The following is a 14,306-nucleotide window of genomic DNA, read 5'->3' as shown; positions in this document are numbered from 1 at the left end:
CGTTCGCCTACGAGGTACAGCGATATCTTGCTGCTCTTCATGAGTTCGCTCCTTCGGTTGGTACGTCAGGTGCAACCTCACAGTGCGCGTGTCACGTTGGCCGCAAGTCGCACTCAGGAACCGTTTCGCGGCCGGCGTGCTGTGCACGACTGCTCGTGCCACGGTCTCTGCAACGTCATCGTTGTGTCGTCGCGGTCCTGCACACCGGCTTCCTGTGCACATGCAGCTGTCGACGGGGGCCACGGGCCTGTTCAGCCGGAAAGTGTCGCAGATTTGGGAAGGTGCCGCGGAGGATGGGGCGCCGAAGCCGACTACGTGGGGGACGTCGGCACCAGGGAACTCAATGAGTCTCTCCCGCATAGGGGCGTCGTCCAGCGGCCCAGGACAGCGGTCTCCAAAACCGCAGACGAAGGTTCAAATCCTTCCGCCCCTGCCACGCGCTCGTGGCGGAAACAGGTATACGCGCCGGTCTCAGGTACCGGTGAACTTTAGGTTCATGCGAGTTCGACTCTCGCCGAGCGCACCAGACGTGCCATGCACGTTCGGGACCGTTATGGTCCATTCCCAGATTGGGCAATTGGCAGCCCGCCGCGCTCTGGACGCGGAAGTCCAGGTTCGAATCCTGGTCTGGGAGCTCAGTCCGGCCGCCGCGAAGCAGAGCACGACAGCTTCGGTACCGATAGCCTCATTCGCTGCCGTCGTGGACGACGGTTGATTCGACACCGAGAATGAGGTTGCTCATGGCTTCTGGCATGCGACCGAAGGATGCCACCCAGGTCTCAACCAGATAGATTTCGGAGTCTTCATCAATTCCGAGGCAAAAGCGTCCGTCAAGCAATCCGATGGGAAAGATTGACTTCTTGATTTCGCCGCTCCACTCGGAGAAGCGATCCTCTTCGCCCAAGCACAGCATGGGGTCGAATACGAACGGCACGCGGGCGCAGCTGATTCCGGAACCAGAGATGTGTACTGCGAGTCCACCGAATTCAGCAAGGAATGCGCTCACTGCATGATGTCTTTGAAGAAAGCCGTCAGCCTCCAGGGCTGACAACCATGCTTCTGGGTCAACTTGCCGGTCACAAGTCCAGCCGGCATCACGCAGAACTTTCTCCACTTTCTCCGGGAAGGACGCGCAATGCGGGCGGAGCCGTGGGTTCTTTGCCGTGGCTCGCCCTGCTGGCACGCAGATCGAGGCGCGTGTGCGGCGCATCGCTTCTCTGACTTCGTCGAAGCAGCATAGGGCTAGCCCGCAGCTTATGACGATGGCGAGCACGCCGATTACCGTATCCGGTCCGAGCGATTCGGATACGATTGACTTGAGGTACATGCCGGCGACTGCGATTTCGCCGAGCCCGAGCAGTGCGAGCCACACGACGCGCACAGGGCGGCTACCAGTCCTATTCCGAGCCTGGCTGGAGCCCAGCAGTACGGCTCCTCCGATCAGGCCCAGGAACACGGCGCCGACCACAGCGGCGTAGATGAGGCTGGTAATTCCTGCAGGCTCAGTGTGGTCGAGTTCCCCAGTTTCTGGCGCCAGAAAGCGAACGCGAACTCGAGCAGGGCGAGGTACGCGGCCTGTATTAGCAGGAAAATCGGTGCTACTCGGCGGGTGAGCGCCTTCTTCATGCGTTGCTCCTGACCAGAATCGAAGCGTGCTGATTGTATCGATGTCATGGACCTCACATCACTCCCACTGCGTCCAAGAGTCTAGCGATTTTCGCGCGCTCGCCATTCGGCACTGCTCGGCAAATCCAGCTGCTCTACAAACTCTTTTGATTTAGCACCAATTGTCACCGCGAATCTCCCATGAGCTGCCCGCTTTGGGCCGGCGTCTGCAATCAACCCATTGGTGGCATACCATCGCCACCCAGGCCCTGGCCACCTACTATCAGCGAAGAAAATCTCATCAAATCGGTCGAGCACTCCCCTCAGGTCGCGTTCGGAGATGTCCGCACACCATGTCACCACCGGCGCCACTTCAATTGCCTCGGTGAACGCATGGAAGAAGAACACTTCTGCCCACTTGGCACGCAAGGACCGCCACGGCTCATCATCCTTCGCTTCATATACCGTCAGTGGCGCATTCGGGTCGAACGCCCAGGCCCACCCACCATGATCCCCCATGAAAATATACTTTCCGTCTTCTTCGGTCATATCGGACGGCAAAAGTAGTGTCTTCGCTCCCTTGAGCGGAATTTTCCACCGCGAGATCAGGCCGAACCACCCCCTGAGCCCCTCGGGCAGCGCTGCCAGATCAGACTCAAAAGTTCCTACAGCATCCCTCTCAAGCCCGAACCATGAAGTCAGGAACTCCTCCAGATCGATACTCTTCGGGTCAATCACTCGCACATTCATACTGTTCATCAACCTTCAGCAGTTCGACTGACGCATACTTCGCCGGCGTATAGCCAGTTCCCGCGTCACGTAGCTCAGTTGGTTAGAGCGCTTTCCTGATACGGAAGAAGTCGGAGGTTCAAGTCCTCCCGTGACGACCCGTGCCAGTCTCGTCCTTTCGTAGGATTCGGCTGGTCTCTTGCGCCTGTGGCCGAGTGGCATTAGGCATGGGACTGCAACTCCCAAGACGGCGGTTCGATTCCGTCCAGGCGCTCCATAGCTCCCCTCATCGCCGGCGTCAGCGCTCGGCATCGGCCCGGCTCTCACCGAGGCTCGTTTCGGCCAGACGACGTGGCGGGCGTTCCGCTCCGCGAGGTCGGTCAGACTAAGACTCGTCCCGTGAGTGATGATCATGGCAGGTGGGGAAGGCGCAGTGGCAAGACGACAGCTACGGCCATCCTGAGAGGACATCGTTGTGCCCACGCCTGCCGACTGCTTCGCACTGTCGCGCGCCGAGAGAGCCAGCGTTGTGCTGCAGCGTTTCGCGCAATGTCCGTACTGAGACTGCGACGTGAACGCTAGCCTCTGCAAATGGCCCATATGAAGTGAGTGATCACCAGTCTGATGCGGCTCGAACCGGCGAAGCCGCAGGAAGGCGACTTGATCTGCACCGCGCACGGGCGGGCCGCCTGCTCCAGCGACATCGTCGCCGTCGCCGAACTGGGTACGAAAGGCGCTTGTCCAGACGTACCGAGTGTGCGAGGCGTGGCTCAGCGAGAACGGTGACGCCGCGGCGTACCTGGCAGAGCACGGGTTCGACAATCGCCCGTGACAACAGCGGATCCCGGTGCCCATCACTCCGTCGGGGCTTCAGCCGCGCGCCGCGGACAACGCGTGTCAGCAGATCGACACCCACCGGTCTGGATCGAGGCACTGTGCCGCACGGGCTGCCGCATTCGACTGGTCCTGGCTGGCCATGCGGTCCTTCGTTGTCTGTGCCGTCGCCTGCGTCGACGCGGAGAAGCCTCCCGGATTTTGCAGCACCAGATTGATCAGTGTCCCTACTAGGCCGTGTATCGAAAGTGGATCTTGGGATGTGAATGATCACGGTTCATGGGTCGGGGAGATCTCACGGACGTTCAGTGGGCGGCGCTGGAGCCGTTGTTGCCGAAGGGTGCCAGGGCGGGGCGGCCGCTTGTCTGGCCTCGGCGGCAGTTGATCGACGGTATACGGTTCCGGGTCCGGACCGGTGTTCCGTGGCGGGACGTCCCCGTCGAGTATGGGTCGTGGAGCCGGGTCTACGACCTGTTCCGCCGATGGCAGCGGAACGGCACCTGGCAGCGGATCCTCACCCGGCTCCAGTCCCTGGCCGATGCGAATGGTGCGATCACGTGGGACCTGAGCGTCGACTCCACGGTCTGCCGCGCCCACCAGCACGCGGCTGGGGCCCGCAAGCAGGGCGACCTGCAGAAGGAACCACCGGGCGGCATCTTCACCGAGCCTCGTGATCACGGGCTGGGAAGGTCGCGCGGCGGGTTCACCACCAAGCTCCACCTGGCAGTTGAGCAGAGCCAGAAGCCCATGTCGATCGTGGTGACGGCAGGACAGCGTGGAGACTCGCCGCAGTTCGAACCCGTGCTGGCAAAGGTCCGCGTGCCCCGCATCGGGCCGGGCCGGCCACGCGTCCGCCCCAATCGAGTGCGCGCTGACAAGCCGTACGCCTCCCGCAAGAACCGGGCCTACCTGCGACGCCGCGGCATCCGCTGCACCATCCCGGACAAGGCCGACCAGTCCCGTAACCGCAAGAAACGCGGCTCGCGCGGCGGCCGTCCGCCGAAGTGCGACCCGCAGGACTACAAGGCGCGGCACGCGGTCGAATGCGGCATCAATCGCCTCAAGAGACACCGCGCCGTGGCGACGAGATACGACAAACTCGCCGTCCGCTACGAGGCAACCGTCCTCGTCGCCGCCATCAATGAGTGGTTGTGATCCCCTGGTCTGCCTGGCCCGGTGCGTCCGAGACATCGAGCAGTTCCAGGATCAGGTCGATGACCAGCTCTGGCCGACCTACAAACGGAGAGTGCCCGGTCTGCCACTCGCGGACGGAGTCGCAACGCGCGGCCATGACGTGCTGAAGTCCGGGGTCGATTGCTCGGTCCTCCGCGCATACGACGTAGGTGGAAGGGGCATGTTTCCAGCTTTGGTACTCCGGGACTCCTCGCCCGCAGCCGGCCGTCTGGACTCGTAGTAGTCCCGCTGCCCAAGCGGCCAGGTGCCCAGGGCAATCTGCGTACAGCGCATCCACGGCCCGGCTTGGATTAAGACGCGTAGAACCGTCGTTCTGCGGCTCGATGGCGGATTTCAACTGGCTGGAGTCGCCGCCCAAGCCCGCTGCACTCTCCCCCGCATCCGGTACGAAGGCCGCCAGATACACCAAGCGCCTGGCTCCACGCAGACCAGTGATCACGGACCCTCCGTAGGAGTGGCCCAGAACCAAGGGAGACTCGGGCAGAGCGTCAACGGCGGCCTGCACCGCCGCCGTGTCCGCGGTCAAGGAGCCCCGATGTAGTTCGGGAGTAACCACGTCCACGCCTGCAGCTCGCAGGCCTTCGCTAACCCGGATGAAGTGCTCAGGCTGGTGATACAGGCCGTGAACCAAAACCGCGCTGGTCACTCGGGTCGCCTCCCCGGATCAACTTGCCGAAGAAGGCGATCCTAGACGTCAATCTTCGCCTGTGATCCACTTTCGATACACGGCCTAGCTGGGTCTTCACGTCCTGGGCTTCGTCGGCCGCAGCATCGGTGTTCTCCTGAATTAGCCGGTCGGCCGCTGCCTCGACCGAGACGCAGTTGGTGGCCCCGGTACTCGATTCTGGCGCTGTGGCCCGGCCCGCCCAGAAGGCACCTCCCGCCACAAGGACGATGACCACCGCGGTCGTGACGATCACTCCGAGGTCTGGTTGCGTTCTTGTCGGGCCCGGCGCCGGTATTTCGGTGTCGCTCATGAGTTGTCCCCCTCGGCAGGTTCGAGGGCAGGATGATACGTCCCGCAGCTGCCTGGTCAGCGGTCGGGCAGGCGGTGCTCGTCAACCGGCGGGGTCGGCCACTCCGTCATCGTCTTCCCGGTCGTGGTGTCGACGAGGGTGACGTGGGCGCTGGGCGCCGCGCTGAGACCGATCCACTCGGTTGCATTCTTCCTCGCCACTTCGGGCACACTCCACCAGCCCTGGACGACCGGCCGGCCGTCGACGGCGAGCACCAGATGGAACCGGTCGGACGTCGTGTTTTCCATGTGACCACCATGCAGTCCTGCAACCAGTCCTGACAATGCAGCTCCAGCTCTGGCACGTCGATGTGGCGCGTCGAGACAGCTGGCCGACCGCACGACGAGCACGGCCACCGGGCAGGCGGGCTTCGGAGCAATGCTCGCCAACCTATTGTGCGGTAACCGGAACCTCCACTCCCTGACCGGTGCGGCCAAGACGGTGGCCCTGTTGACCGAAGGACGCGTGTACCTGGCCGCCTCCACGATCAGCGGGATCGGACGGGGCCGCGTTCCGCTCACCCCGGACCGGGTGGCGGGCTTCGAGTCCGCTCTCAGCATCCCGCCTGGTGACCTCGCCGCCATCGCCGGCGTCGCACTGCCCGAACCATCGCGGCCTGACGATCCACGGGTAGCTGAAATGGCTGGACTGCTGTGGAGCTGCCGGAGCCTGAACGCGTCTCAGGTGCAACGCATACGCGACGAAGCGGAATCGATGCTCGTAGGAGTGCCCGACGATGCTTCTGATGAGGACTGGAATCGCGTCCATCACCATCACGAGAAGTGGTGGGGTGCGCCCAGGCGGTGATTGCTGCTCACTCCGTGGCGGACGATGGGTCACCGGTAACAAGTGGATCAACCGGTGCGCGAGCTGGGCCCCTGGACGGGCCGGGACCATCTGCGGAGGCGCGCGTGCCGGAGGTTTCGCTGTCAACGGTCGGTACCGCCAGGCATTCGGCGCAGCAGGTGGTGTCGCGATCGGTGTTGTCGGCGGGCACTACTTCGGAAAGCTGCTTTGGTACAAGAAGCACCTTCGTGCACTCACCCGGCACCGGCATGTGTTCCACCAGCGAGGATGGGGTCGGACAGAGCAGCATGCCTACAAGCACATGTACAACCTCACCGTCACCGACCTGCACACGTACTATGTGCTCGCTGGCGCAACGCCGGTGCTGGTCACAACGACAACAACGTTGCTGGGTGGGCTACAGACGAGCTTGCAAGGATTAAGTCCGGGCAGGGGACCCCACGCACGGTCAGCCTCACGGATCCTACTCAAAAGCTTTATCAAGGGCGCGAATCGGCGAGGCACGCGGCCAAGTAGGGTCCTCGCGCGCAGTCGGGTTTCCAGGGCTCGCGCGAATGGGAGGTTCCCGGGAAGGGCAATACGTACAGGATCGTCGGTCCGAACCGTTTTGGGGAGTATGGCTACACGGACCCGAACGTCAAGCACAAGAAGATCACCGTTATTCCTCCCTGTTGATTCGACGTGTTCCCGGTGGAAAGTGGGCGACGTTGTTGGTGAAATATTCTGTCCGGTTCGAGGAAAGCGACTTATTCATATTCGCTTGCGATCTGGAAGGGTTTTTTGTCGGGCGCTACAGCGACGACGACTTCGGCGCGTTCCTTGAAGCCGAGAACGCCCGAGTCACCTTCAGGCTCGTGCGGCCAACCCTAGAGGCTCCGATCGAGACGCTTAGGGGTGACATCGAGATCCTTGTCCTCGACACCGAAGGTCGGCCCATGGGGCGCTACCCGCTGTGGGGTGCCAAGCTAGTGGTCGGAGATACGCCGGAATATCTAGTCGTCACGGCACAAACGGGGTTGCCGCCGCATGCCGAGGCCCGCACGTTGTGGGACAGGTTCCGCGTTTCCCGACCGCGGCGTGGTGAATGGTGCACGCTTCAGGTCGGATCCCGTGAAGCTTGGCTAGAAGTAGCCGGGCTCAGGTACGTCGAATCTGCTACCAAGGGGGAGTACTCGGTTCCCCCTCGAGAGATCGTTATGGGAGGTGATGAAATCAAGGATGTCGCGAGTTTCTTCTGCGCGATTGGCGAGGCTTTCCGTGGCCCAGGAGGATATATCGGGCAGAGTTTTACCGAATTAGAAGAGTCTCTCGAGGATTATCTCCAAGGTGCCCCGGTTCGACTGATTTGGCGGAACATTTCTGTCGCGCGTTCTTCCTTGTCTGCAGTAATGGATATCGCTGGCGGCCCGATTTCCAAATTCGATTTGTTTCTTGAGATTCTGTCGCAGAATAATGTTGACGTCATTCCTGGATAGCGCACGTGCCTCCTGGAGGAATTCACCGGACATGGGCTGGTAGCACCGTTGCTGTCCTGCAAGGTGGCCCTATCCGCACCCTCGTCCAACCCGGTTGGCCTTGCTCTGACGCCCCGCCCCCGCCCCGAGCCCACTGACAGCGACGGCCATCGCACCCTCCCCTGGTCTTCACCTACCTGGAGAGTCCCGCGATGGCCGTTCCATGTCTCGCACCTCACCCAGCCAACCGTCCACAATCAGGGCGCAGGGATAAAAGCGAAGTAAGTGCGTTGGTGGTCGGTGGGGTTCAGAGGAAGGCCAGCGGGACGTCCTTCTCGATGCAGAGCCGCAGGACGCTCGCCAGCTGGCGAGCGTCCTCGATGTGCTGCTGGAGGAGCTGGTCGCTGCCCTCCTGTGCCCACTGGTCGGTGATCGCCTCCAACCTGACCAGAATCGAGGCGCATTCGGCAGGCGAGAGGTCGTCACCGCCGACATCCGGATGATCGAGGAGTGGCTCCAGAGCGGTGGACACCTGGGTCCACGGGCGTTCGCCGCCGAAGCCCCACATCTCGGAGAGGGCGAATCCCTCGGTCTCGGCCAGACGCCGCCGGAACGCGGCAAAGCCGCTGTAGGACCAGGAGACATCCGGACTGCTGTTGTCTCCGTCGCCCGGGAAAAGAACCAGCCCCAAGTGCCCTCCCTGCTTGCCGGGCACACAGGATCGAGGACATGGGGCAGCGTCGGCAACTGGAATGATCTCGGTGTGGCGGGTGTGATCACGGCGTCGGAGTCGTCTTGGATAGCCCCGTTCACCGGGCTGAGCCCGCGTACCTTCGGGAAACTGGTGACGGTTCTGCGGCGTGAGGGCGCGGACGCGGTCGGCAAGGGCCGGCCGTGGAGCCCTCCGCTGGAGGATCGGGCACTGCTGGTCGCCGCGTACTGGCGCACGAACCTGACCATGCGCCAGCTCGCCCCGCTGTTCGGGGTGCGAGACCCTGCTGGCCAAGTCGCCCACCGCGCTCAAGGTCACCCTGGCGTCCCTGCGCCGAGCCCGGCGGCTCGGGCCGCTGGAGCGGGTCTTGGACCAGGAGTACCGCGTCACCCGCCGGGCTCTGACCGCGCCCGACCTGGTCGAGGGTATCCGCGCCCAGGTCATCGACAAGGACCGCAACCCGTGCTGGACGCCGCAGACTCTCGCCGAGGTCGCCGACGCCGATATCGAGCGCTTCTTCACTTCACTCGGCGAGCAGGAACTGAGGCTCGCCGGACCCGACGACACCACCGAGGAGGTGATCTGGCGAATTGGAACGTCGCGTTCATTGGACTTGGACACATGGGCGCGCCCATGGCGGCCAATCTCGCAAAGGCGGGGTATCGGGTGCGGGGTTACGACCTTGTGGTCGCCCCGGGCCCCGCTCGGGAGACTGCCGCCACCGCCTCGGACGCCGTCACGGACGCGGACGTCGTGGTCAGCATGTTGCCCGCGGGTCGCCATGTCCTGGGGCTCTACGATGAGATCCTGACCGTTGCCCGCCCCGGCACCCTGTTCGTTGACTGCTCCACCATCGACGTGGCCGACGCCCGCACCGCACACGCCCGCACCGCACCGCACACGAGCGTGCCGCCACGGCCGGGATGTGTGCCTTGGACGCCCCGGTCTCCGGCGGTGTCGTCGGCGCCGCGGCAGCCACCGTCACCTTCATGGCCGGCGGGGGAGAAGACGAGATCACCGTCGCTCGCCCGCTGCTGGAGGCCATGGGCAAGAAGGCCGTGCACTGCGGCGGCCCCGGCGCCGGGCAGGCTGCCAAGACCTGCAACAACATGATCCTCGGCGTCTCCATGATCGCCGTCAGTGAGGCGTTCGTCCTCGGAGAAAGCCTCGGCCTGTCCCACCAGGCCTTGTACGACGTCGCCTCCACCGCCTCCGGACAGTGCTGGGAGCTGAGCGTCAACTGCCCGGTGTCAGGACCGGTTCCGGCCAGCCCCGCCAACCGCGACTATCGGCCAGGCTTCGCCGCCTCTCTCATGGCCAAGGACCTCGGACTCGCCGCGAACGCGGTCCGCGCGGGCGGTGTCCGCGCCGAACTCGGACTCCGAACTGCTGAGCTGTACGCCGACTACGCCGAACGGGTGGGCGTGGCGGAGGACTTCTCCGGCATCGTACGCACCATCCGGAATCAGAGCGGAGAGCAGTCAGACCACGGGCGACTACGAGACCATCCTCGTCGAACGCAAGGGACGTACCGCACTGCTCTCCCTCAACCGGCCGGGCTCTGAACGCGCTCAACGTCCGCCGTACCCCGACGAGCTGCTTGTAGTCCGCGGGCAGCGCCGCACCGAGGGCGCGCTCGGCTTGCGCCCAGTCCACCGAGGGCGGCGGATCGGCGGGCGGCGGCAGAGACGGACGAGAGCGTCGAGGGCGTTCACGCGACGGACGCTACCGCGACTGCGGCTGGTACCCGCCCGCGGGAAGGCCGATTCCGCGCCCGCGAGCACGCGCCTTGGGCTCCTCCTCGCCCGCGTACTCAGTAGGGTCGGCTCGTACCGGCGGGTTCGGTGTTCAAGGAGCTGTGAGCGTGGGGCGCAACTGGCTTTCCATCCGGGTGGAGTTGGTCTCCGGACAGGGTGGGGCCCTGTGGCCACGCCCCGGCCGGGTCTTCGCGGGCGCGCGTACGCACTCCTTCGCCCAGCTCGCCACCGCCATCGATGTCGCCTCCGCTCGCTGGGATCTCGAACACCTGCACCTGTTCACCCTGTCCGACGAAACCAGGGTCAGTCCGCTGGAATGGTGGGACGGCGAGCCCCCGGACGGCACGGTGGACGGCCATGCCACCACGCTGAGCAGGCTGAAAGGCGGCGAGCAGTTCGCCTACGTCTTCGACCTGGGCGACAACTGGGCACATCTATGCACGGTGGCCGACAGGCGGATCGACCCCGCCGACGAACTCGGCGAGATCCTCGACCGGCCCGTCCCCTCCTGGGGCTGGGGAAGCCTGCCGGACCAGTACGCACGCCGCTGGGACGGCGACGACGGCGAGTCGCCCCCGCCGAAACGGCCGGCTCGCCGGCTGAGCGACCTGCCGCCGATCCTGCCGGGGTGGGGCGAATCCCGGCCCCGGCGGTGATCACACCAGGCATACGACCGCCTGGCAGCGGGCAACCGGCACGGACACCGCACGGACCGGGGCGGGCCGCAGCCGAGAACCACTCGCCACTGATCAACGAGCCCCGGGCAGCCGCCCGTACGGTGGCGACGAGAGCGAGGCGCGAGGGCTACGCGGCCTGGTCCCACGGCCGCAACTTCCCTTCCGGCAGCGGCGTTCGGACGCAGTCGCGTTGCGGACCTTTACCTACCGGGCGAGTCGAGCCCGTCGCGGCGGCCGCCGGTACCGGCGCGTGACGGGTCGCTGCCGGAGCCAGCTCCCACGTGGCCGTACACCATCCTCCGGACGGCCTCTTCGAGAGCCGTGCCTTCCGCGTTCTCGACCGGCTCGAAGCAGCTGTGTACGACGGCGAGAGCCATCGTTCCCAGCAAGGAGCGCTGCCGCTCGTGGTCGATCAGATCGCTGCGGGGATCGCCGATGCTGCGCAGAGCCAGTCCGTCGACCGTGGCGGCGAGCAGGTTGGCGACGTCATCGAGCGTGATACCCGGCCGCAGCTGCAATTGCCGGGCCTGCATCAACGCGGCATACACCTCCTTCCAGGGCCCGAGGAAACCCTCGTAACTCGCGGAGATCGCCTCCCCGATGACGTCGTCTCCCTCCGCCGAAACCATCGCCGCGAAGCCCAGCCTGAACGCCGGAAGACTCACGGCGTCCCGCACATTGAGGTAGGCGAGGTCGTGGACGGCGTCCACCATGTCCGGTCCCTCAAGGAGCCGCTCCGTGCCCGCAGCCACCTGGTCGTAGAAGCCCGGAGGATAATTTCCCGTCCACATCACGAAGTTGATCAGGTCGGCGACGAAATCCGACTGGGACCTCCACCTCGAGCGCAGGGTCGAGACGTTGCCCTGACGCGGGAAAGGAGCGGGGTTGGCGGCGACTTCCGCGGCGATGGCCCGCTGGGACAGGAAACTCAGCAGAGGCCGGTCGAGGGAGTTGCCGTCGTGCGGATCGAGGGGAGTGCGCACCGGGTCGGGTCCGAGGTGGCGGGCGACCAGACGCATGGCAGCGGCCAGATAGGCGGCCGTCACCGGGTCGTTGGCCAGCCGCTCACGGCTGAAGGGCGTACGCCGGTCGAGGTGCGTCAGCACCTTCCCCAGATCCTGGTTATAGGGGAACGGAAGCTGTCCTTTGAGTTCCTGGTGGTCGCTCATGCACTCATGCTTCAGCGATACGCGGCGGCTGAACAGGCGCGCAGCTGCGCGGTAGTGCGCGGCTGCGTGAGCGCGCCTGCGTTCTGGAGAAGGCGAATCCGCCGGTCCTACCGTCGCGTGAGCTGCTCCCGCGGACCGGAAGGACACCCTCATGCACCACTCGCCGTCACCCTTGCTCCCGGCCCTCCTCGGCCTCGCCGTTCTCGCCGCGGTCCTGCTCGCGGCCCTGGCCGGCCTCATCGCCGGCCTTTTGGTCCACTGGGACGGAGCCTCGCCACCGGCCGCGCTGCTGCGCGCCGGGATGGCTTTCGGCGGCACGTTCACCGTGCTCACGGCGCTGCTCACGCTCATAGCCGGAGCCCTGCTGTAGGGCCTTGCGTCCGGTCCCGGCCGACGGGACCGGGGGCCAGGCGAGTACGCAGGAACGCGAAATGCACGCAGGCGGCACTCTGGCACTCTCTGCGTCCGGCAACGCTCAAGCCGTCGTCGGCGCCGGCCAGGCTGTCCTCAGATGAGGGTGCGGGCGATGCTGCCGAACGGGGTGAGGCAGGCATCCAGGGCCCGGCGCTGCGCCTGCGGCAGGTGATCGCCCAGTGGTTCCTTGCGTGGGCTGTGTTCGCCCGCGCAGATCCAGGCGTGCTCGTCCTCGTCGAACGACCAGCGCGCGGCTCCCCACATCGGGTGCCCCTGGAGGAGCCGGCGGCCCAGTGCCTCGCCGTCGTCGTCCAGGGCGCCCTGAGCGGTCAGCGCCTCCTGCACCAGGGTGACGGCCTCAGCCGGGATGTTCGTGTCGCCCAGGACGGGGAGCAGAAGGAGCAGCCGGGCGTGCGGATCGGTGACTCCGTCCCCGGCGTGCTCCGGCGCCGGCATCAGCGCGGCGAGTTCGGCCCAGCACAGGCCCGGGCCGATCCGGTCCCCATCAGTGCTGGCCAGGACAAGGTCGTTGGTCCGCCAGTCGGGGTGGACGATGAAGTAGTCCGTGGAGGTGTATTCCTCACCGCTGTTGTAGTGCACGACGATGCTGTGCCCGCCTGCGAGCGGAATCCGGAACATGGGCCACGCTGCCTTGTCGCACAGGCGCTCCAGCATGTCCTCGACGTCCGCCGGATCCATACCGAAGCCTGCAACCTGCGCGCCTTCATACATGTCGACCAGGTGGGCGGCCCAGAACGTCGGTTCTGCCAGCAACGGCAGACCGTCCACCACAGGAGAAGAGGCGTACCAGCGCCTGGCCGTGACCATGGTGTGATTCTCACACCGGATGAACCCGCCCGATCGACCACCCCTGTGGCCGTCCAGGACCGGACAGGCACGCCGGCATCGTGATGGCCGGCAGCCGTGTTCCGGGGGAACGGGTCCGCCAGCCGCAGGCTCGTTGTGTCCTGCGAGGATCTGCCCTCGGCGGAGTATGAGGCGGCGCTTGCGAAGCCAGGGGATGCCAGAGCAGCACGTCGCCGTCATGACCGCACTCCACCGGGACGACCGTTACCACCACCGGCCACAGAGGCGAGCGTGTGGCAGAGGCATTCCAGCCTTGATGGGGGCAGTGTCAGGCGTCGGGGATGAGCCAGGCGGTGGCGGCCAACTCCACTTCGTTGGTCTTGGAGTTCACGCTAACCAGGCGGAAGTAGACGATTTGAGGTGCCATTCCCTGCGACTTCATCCAGCTGGTCTCCAGGCAGAAATGGCCGCCCTGCTGCAGAAGGTGTACGGGGATCTCCCGGGCGGTCGGCTGCTGTTCGGCCGCGGCCCGGCATTCCTCGGGGCTCATCCGGTGGTCGACCTCGGCGAGCTGTTCCTGGTCGTTGACGGAGGTTTGGCCGACCGCCGATATGTTGGCGATCTTCCGTTTCTTTGCCGCCGACGAAGCGGATTTCGACGTCCACCTGCGGGAGTTGCAGGGCCACGACCGGCTTGATGTGCTCTGCGGCTTCCTTCGGCAGATCGGGCGGAGGTTGGGCTAGTCGGTGCTGATGGCCCCTGAGGGCGATGACGGACACCTGGTGCTCGGCTTCGACGTCGAGGCTGACCGAGTCGTTCCCCTTGTTCGGGCAGACGCTAACCTCGCGCTTTCACGAGGTGGCCTGTCCGCAGGCTGATCAGAAACGCAGAAAGTGCTCTTGACCTGCAACGATAGGACTTGCTGAGGGTCCTGTTGGCTGCGAGGGGAAGAGCACTTTCCAGGTGAGAGAGCCTACCGCGTGGTACCCGTGTGTCCGTGTCCAGGGGGACGGCCGTCAGGTGGTCTCGCAGGCCGGCTCGGTCCTGCTGGTGGAGACGGCCCGCAGGACCGGCCTCGACCATGCGATATCCGTGGCGCTGGCGCCGTGGCGGAAGCCACGGGCCGTCCAT

At 65.2% G+C, this 14,306-nt stretch carries 16 protein-coding genes, 5 tRNA genes and 5 pseudogenes; 16 read left to right on the top strand and 10 right to left on the bottom strand.

Translation table 11 applies throughout. From position 1 onward, the window contains the following. Positions 1–360: 360 nt before the first annotated feature. The 3 genes from ACWCQK_RS38330 to ACWCQK_RS38320 all read left to right on the top strand — a co-directional run bounded on the left by ACWCQK_RS38330 (position 361) and on the right by ACWCQK_RS38320 (position 634). Positions 361–436: transfer RNA gene (locus ACWCQK_RS38330), tRNA-Trp, on the top strand. Position 437: 1 nt separating this feature from the next. After that, a tRNA-Leu gene (locus ACWCQK_RS38325) sits at positions 438–526 on the top strand. 36 nt (positions 527–562) lie between these two features. After that, positions 563–634 (top strand) — tRNA-Gln (locus ACWCQK_RS38320). Between the two features lie 51 nt (positions 635–685). On the opposite strand, the gene ACWCQK_RS38315 is transcribed toward ACWCQK_RS38320, so the two are convergent. From ACWCQK_RS38315 to ACWCQK_RS38305, 3 genes are all read right to left on the bottom strand, one after another. After that, positions 686–1,372 (bottom strand): SUKH-3 domain-containing protein, encoded by a 687-nt coding sequence (locus tag ACWCQK_RS38315; RefSeq protein WP_451163288.1) that lies wholly within the window; start codon positions 1,370–1,372, stop codon positions 686–688. A 68-nt stretch (positions 1,373–1,440) separates the two neighbouring features. Beyond that, positions 1,441–1,626 (bottom strand): hypothetical protein, encoded by a 186-nt coding sequence (locus tag ACWCQK_RS38310; RefSeq protein WP_451163286.1) that lies wholly within the window; start codon positions 1,624–1,626, stop codon positions 1,441–1,443. A gap of 81 nt (positions 1,627–1,707) precedes the next feature. Further along, entirely contained in the window at positions 1,708–2,343 is a 636-nt protein-coding gene (locus ACWCQK_RS38305) for a hypothetical protein (protein WP_451163284.1), read from the bottom strand. A 75-nt stretch (positions 2,344–2,418) separates the two neighbouring features. Here ACWCQK_RS38305 and ACWCQK_RS38300 point away from each other — a divergent pair. From ACWCQK_RS38300 to ACWCQK_RS38290, 3 genes are all read left to right on the top strand, one after another. Then, positions 2,419–2,492 (top strand) — tRNA-Ile (locus tag ACWCQK_RS38300). A gap of 43 nt (positions 2,493–2,535) precedes the next feature. After that, positions 2,536–2,611: transfer RNA gene (locus ACWCQK_RS38295), tRNA-Cys, on the top strand. 836 nt (positions 2,612–3,447) lie between these two features. Continuing rightward, positions 3,448–4,323 (top strand): IS5 family transposase, encoded by an 876-nt coding sequence (locus ACWCQK_RS38290; protein WP_451163282.1) that lies wholly within the window; start codon positions 3,448–3,450, stop codon positions 4,321–4,323. On the opposite strand, the gene ACWCQK_RS38285 is transcribed toward ACWCQK_RS38290, so the two are convergent. From ACWCQK_RS38285 to ACWCQK_RS38275, 3 genes are read right to left on the bottom strand one after another with little or no spacing between them, the layout of a single operon-like run. Then, on the bottom strand, positions 4,307–5,008 hold the full coding sequence (locus ACWCQK_RS38285; protein ID WP_451163280.1) for an alpha/beta hydrolase: 702 nt from the start codon (positions 5,006–5,008) through the stop codon (positions 4,307–4,309). The genes ACWCQK_RS38290 and ACWCQK_RS38285 overlap by 17 nt on opposite strands. Beyond that, complete coding sequence (locus ACWCQK_RS38280; RefSeq protein WP_451163278.1) at positions 4,965–5,339, bottom strand: hypothetical protein; 375 nt, start codon at positions 5,337–5,339, stop codon at positions 4,965–4,967. Before ACWCQK_RS38280 ends, ACWCQK_RS38285 begins: the two co-directional genes overlap by 44 nt. A gap of 56 nt (positions 5,340–5,395) precedes the next feature. Next, positions 5,396–5,626, bottom strand: a complete 231-nt coding sequence (locus ACWCQK_RS38275; protein ID WP_451163276.1) for a hypothetical protein — start codon at positions 5,624–5,626, stop codon at positions 5,396–5,398. A gap of 130 nt (positions 5,627–5,756) precedes the next feature. Here ACWCQK_RS38275 and ACWCQK_RS38270 point away from each other — a divergent pair, with 130 nt between their 5' ends. Together ACWCQK_RS38270 and ACWCQK_RS38265 are read left to right on the top strand one after the other, a co-directional pair. Next, entirely contained in the window at positions 5,757–6,185 is a 429-nt protein-coding gene (locus ACWCQK_RS38270; protein ID WP_451163274.1) for a hypothetical protein, read from the top strand. Between the two features lie 713 nt (positions 6,186–6,898). Further along, the gene (locus ACWCQK_RS38265; RefSeq protein WP_451163272.1) at positions 6,899–7,660 is read left to right on the top strand and encodes a hypothetical protein; all 762 of its coding nucleotides are present in this window, start codon (positions 6,899–6,901) and stop codon (positions 7,658–7,660) included. A 286-nt stretch (positions 7,661–7,946) separates the two neighbouring features. On the opposite strand, the gene ACWCQK_RS38260 is transcribed toward ACWCQK_RS38265, so the two are convergent. After that, positions 7,947–8,330: a hypothetical protein gene (locus tag ACWCQK_RS38260; protein WP_451163270.1), complete on the bottom strand. Its 384-nt coding sequence runs from the start codon at positions 8,328–8,330 to the stop codon at positions 7,947–7,949. A gap of 72 nt (positions 8,331–8,402) precedes the next feature. Here ACWCQK_RS38260 and ACWCQK_RS38255 point away from each other — a divergent pair. The 5 genes and pseudogenes from ACWCQK_RS38255 to ACWCQK_RS38235 form a co-directional block, all read left to right on the top strand. Next, a pseudogene (locus ACWCQK_RS38255) lies at positions 8,403–8,648 on the top strand (helix-turn-helix domain-containing protein); the annotation flags it as partial. Beyond that, positions 8,632–8,937: pseudogene (locus ACWCQK_RS38250) on the top strand (enoyl-CoA hydratase/isomerase family protein); the annotation flags it as partial. The pseudogenes ACWCQK_RS38255 and ACWCQK_RS38250, both read left to right, overlap by 17 nt. Further along, a pseudogene (locus ACWCQK_RS38245) lies at positions 8,934–9,182 on the top strand (NAD(P)-binding domain-containing protein); the annotation flags it as partial. The pseudogenes ACWCQK_RS38250 and ACWCQK_RS38245, both read left to right, overlap by 4 nt. Positions 9,183–9,283: 101 nt before the next feature. Then, entirely contained in the window at positions 9,284–9,916 is a 633-nt protein-coding gene (locus tag ACWCQK_RS38240) for an NAD-binding protein (RefSeq protein WP_451163268.1), read from the top strand. Between the two features lie 299 nt (positions 9,917–10,215). Continuing rightward, the gene (locus tag ACWCQK_RS38235) at positions 10,216–10,764 is read left to right on the top strand and encodes an IS1096 element passenger TnpR family protein (protein WP_451163266.1); all 549 of its coding nucleotides are present in this window, start codon (positions 10,216–10,218) and stop codon (positions 10,762–10,764) included. 221 nt (positions 10,765–10,985) lie between these two features. Here ACWCQK_RS38235 and ACWCQK_RS38230 read toward each other — a convergent pair whose 3' ends face one another. Continuing rightward, positions 10,986–11,954, bottom strand: a complete 969-nt coding sequence (locus tag ACWCQK_RS38230) for a hypothetical protein (protein WP_451163264.1) — start codon at positions 11,952–11,954, stop codon at positions 10,986–10,988. A gap of 151 nt (positions 11,955–12,105) precedes the next feature. Between ACWCQK_RS38230 and ACWCQK_RS38225 the strand changes: the two genes are divergently transcribed. Then, positions 12,106–12,324 carry a hypothetical protein gene (locus ACWCQK_RS38225; protein WP_451163262.1) on the top strand — a complete coding sequence of 73 codons (219 nt, stop codon included), beginning with the start codon at positions 12,106–12,108 and terminating at the stop codon, positions 12,322–12,324. Between the two features lie 137 nt (positions 12,325–12,461). On the opposite strand, the gene ACWCQK_RS38220 is transcribed toward ACWCQK_RS38225, so the two are convergent. Continuing rightward, complete coding sequence (locus ACWCQK_RS38220) at positions 12,462–13,196, bottom strand: hypothetical protein (protein WP_451163260.1); 735 nt, start codon at positions 13,194–13,196, stop codon at positions 12,462–12,464. Between the two features lie 307 nt (positions 13,197–13,503). Further along, complete coding sequence (locus tag ACWCQK_RS38215) at positions 13,504–13,725, bottom strand: hypothetical protein (protein ID WP_451163258.1); 222 nt, start codon at positions 13,723–13,725, stop codon at positions 13,504–13,506. A gap of 43 nt (positions 13,726–13,768) precedes the next feature. Here ACWCQK_RS38215 and ACWCQK_RS38210 point away from each other — a divergent pair. Next, positions 13,769–14,053: pseudogene (locus ACWCQK_RS38210) on the top strand (hypothetical protein); the annotation flags it as partial. Positions 14,054–14,138: 85 nt separating this feature from the next. Further along, positions 14,139–14,306 (top strand): annotated as a pseudogene (locus tag ACWCQK_RS38205) (IS1380 family transposase); the annotation flags it as partial.

The organism is Streptomyces sp. NPDC002306 (assembly GCF_053593435.1).
The sequence above is the reverse complement of the archived record's forward strand: the minus strand, read 5'-3'. Positions and strand labels throughout refer to the sequence as shown.

Coding starts and splice junctions, on each gene's coding strand:
- ACWCQK_RS38220 (WP_451163260.1), bottom strand. CDS start 13,196: ATGGTCACGGCCAGGCGCTGGTACGCCTCTTCTCCTGTGGTGGACGGT.
- ACWCQK_RS38275 (WP_451163276.1), bottom strand. CDS start 5,626: ATGGAAAACACGACGTCCGACCGGTTCCATCTGGTGCTCGCCGTCGAC.
- ACWCQK_RS38270 (WP_451163274.1), top strand. CDS start 5,757: ATGCTCGCCAACCTATTGTGCGGTAACCGGAACCTCCACTCCCTGACC.
- ACWCQK_RS38230 (WP_451163264.1), bottom strand. CDS start 11,954: ATGAGCGACCACCAGGAACTCAAAGGACAGCTTCCGTTCCCCTATAAC.
- ACWCQK_RS38225 (WP_451163262.1), top strand. CDS start 12,106: ATGCACCACTCGCCGTCACCCTTGCTCCCGGCCCTCCTCGGCCTCGCC.
- ACWCQK_RS38280 (WP_451163278.1), bottom strand. CDS start 5,339: ATGAGCGACACCGAAATACCGGCGCCGGGCCCGACAAGAACGCAACCA.
- ACWCQK_RS38290 (WP_451163282.1), top strand. CDS start 3,448: ATGGGTCGGGGAGATCTCACGGACGTTCAGTGGGCGGCGCTGGAGCCG.
- ACWCQK_RS38215 (WP_451163258.1), bottom strand. CDS start 13,725: ATGAGCCCCGAGGAATGCCGGGCCGCGGCCGAACAGCAGCCGACCGCC.
- ACWCQK_RS38310 (WP_451163286.1), bottom strand. CDS start 1,626: ATGAAGAAGGCGCTCACCCGCCGAGTAGCACCGATTTTCCTGCTAATA.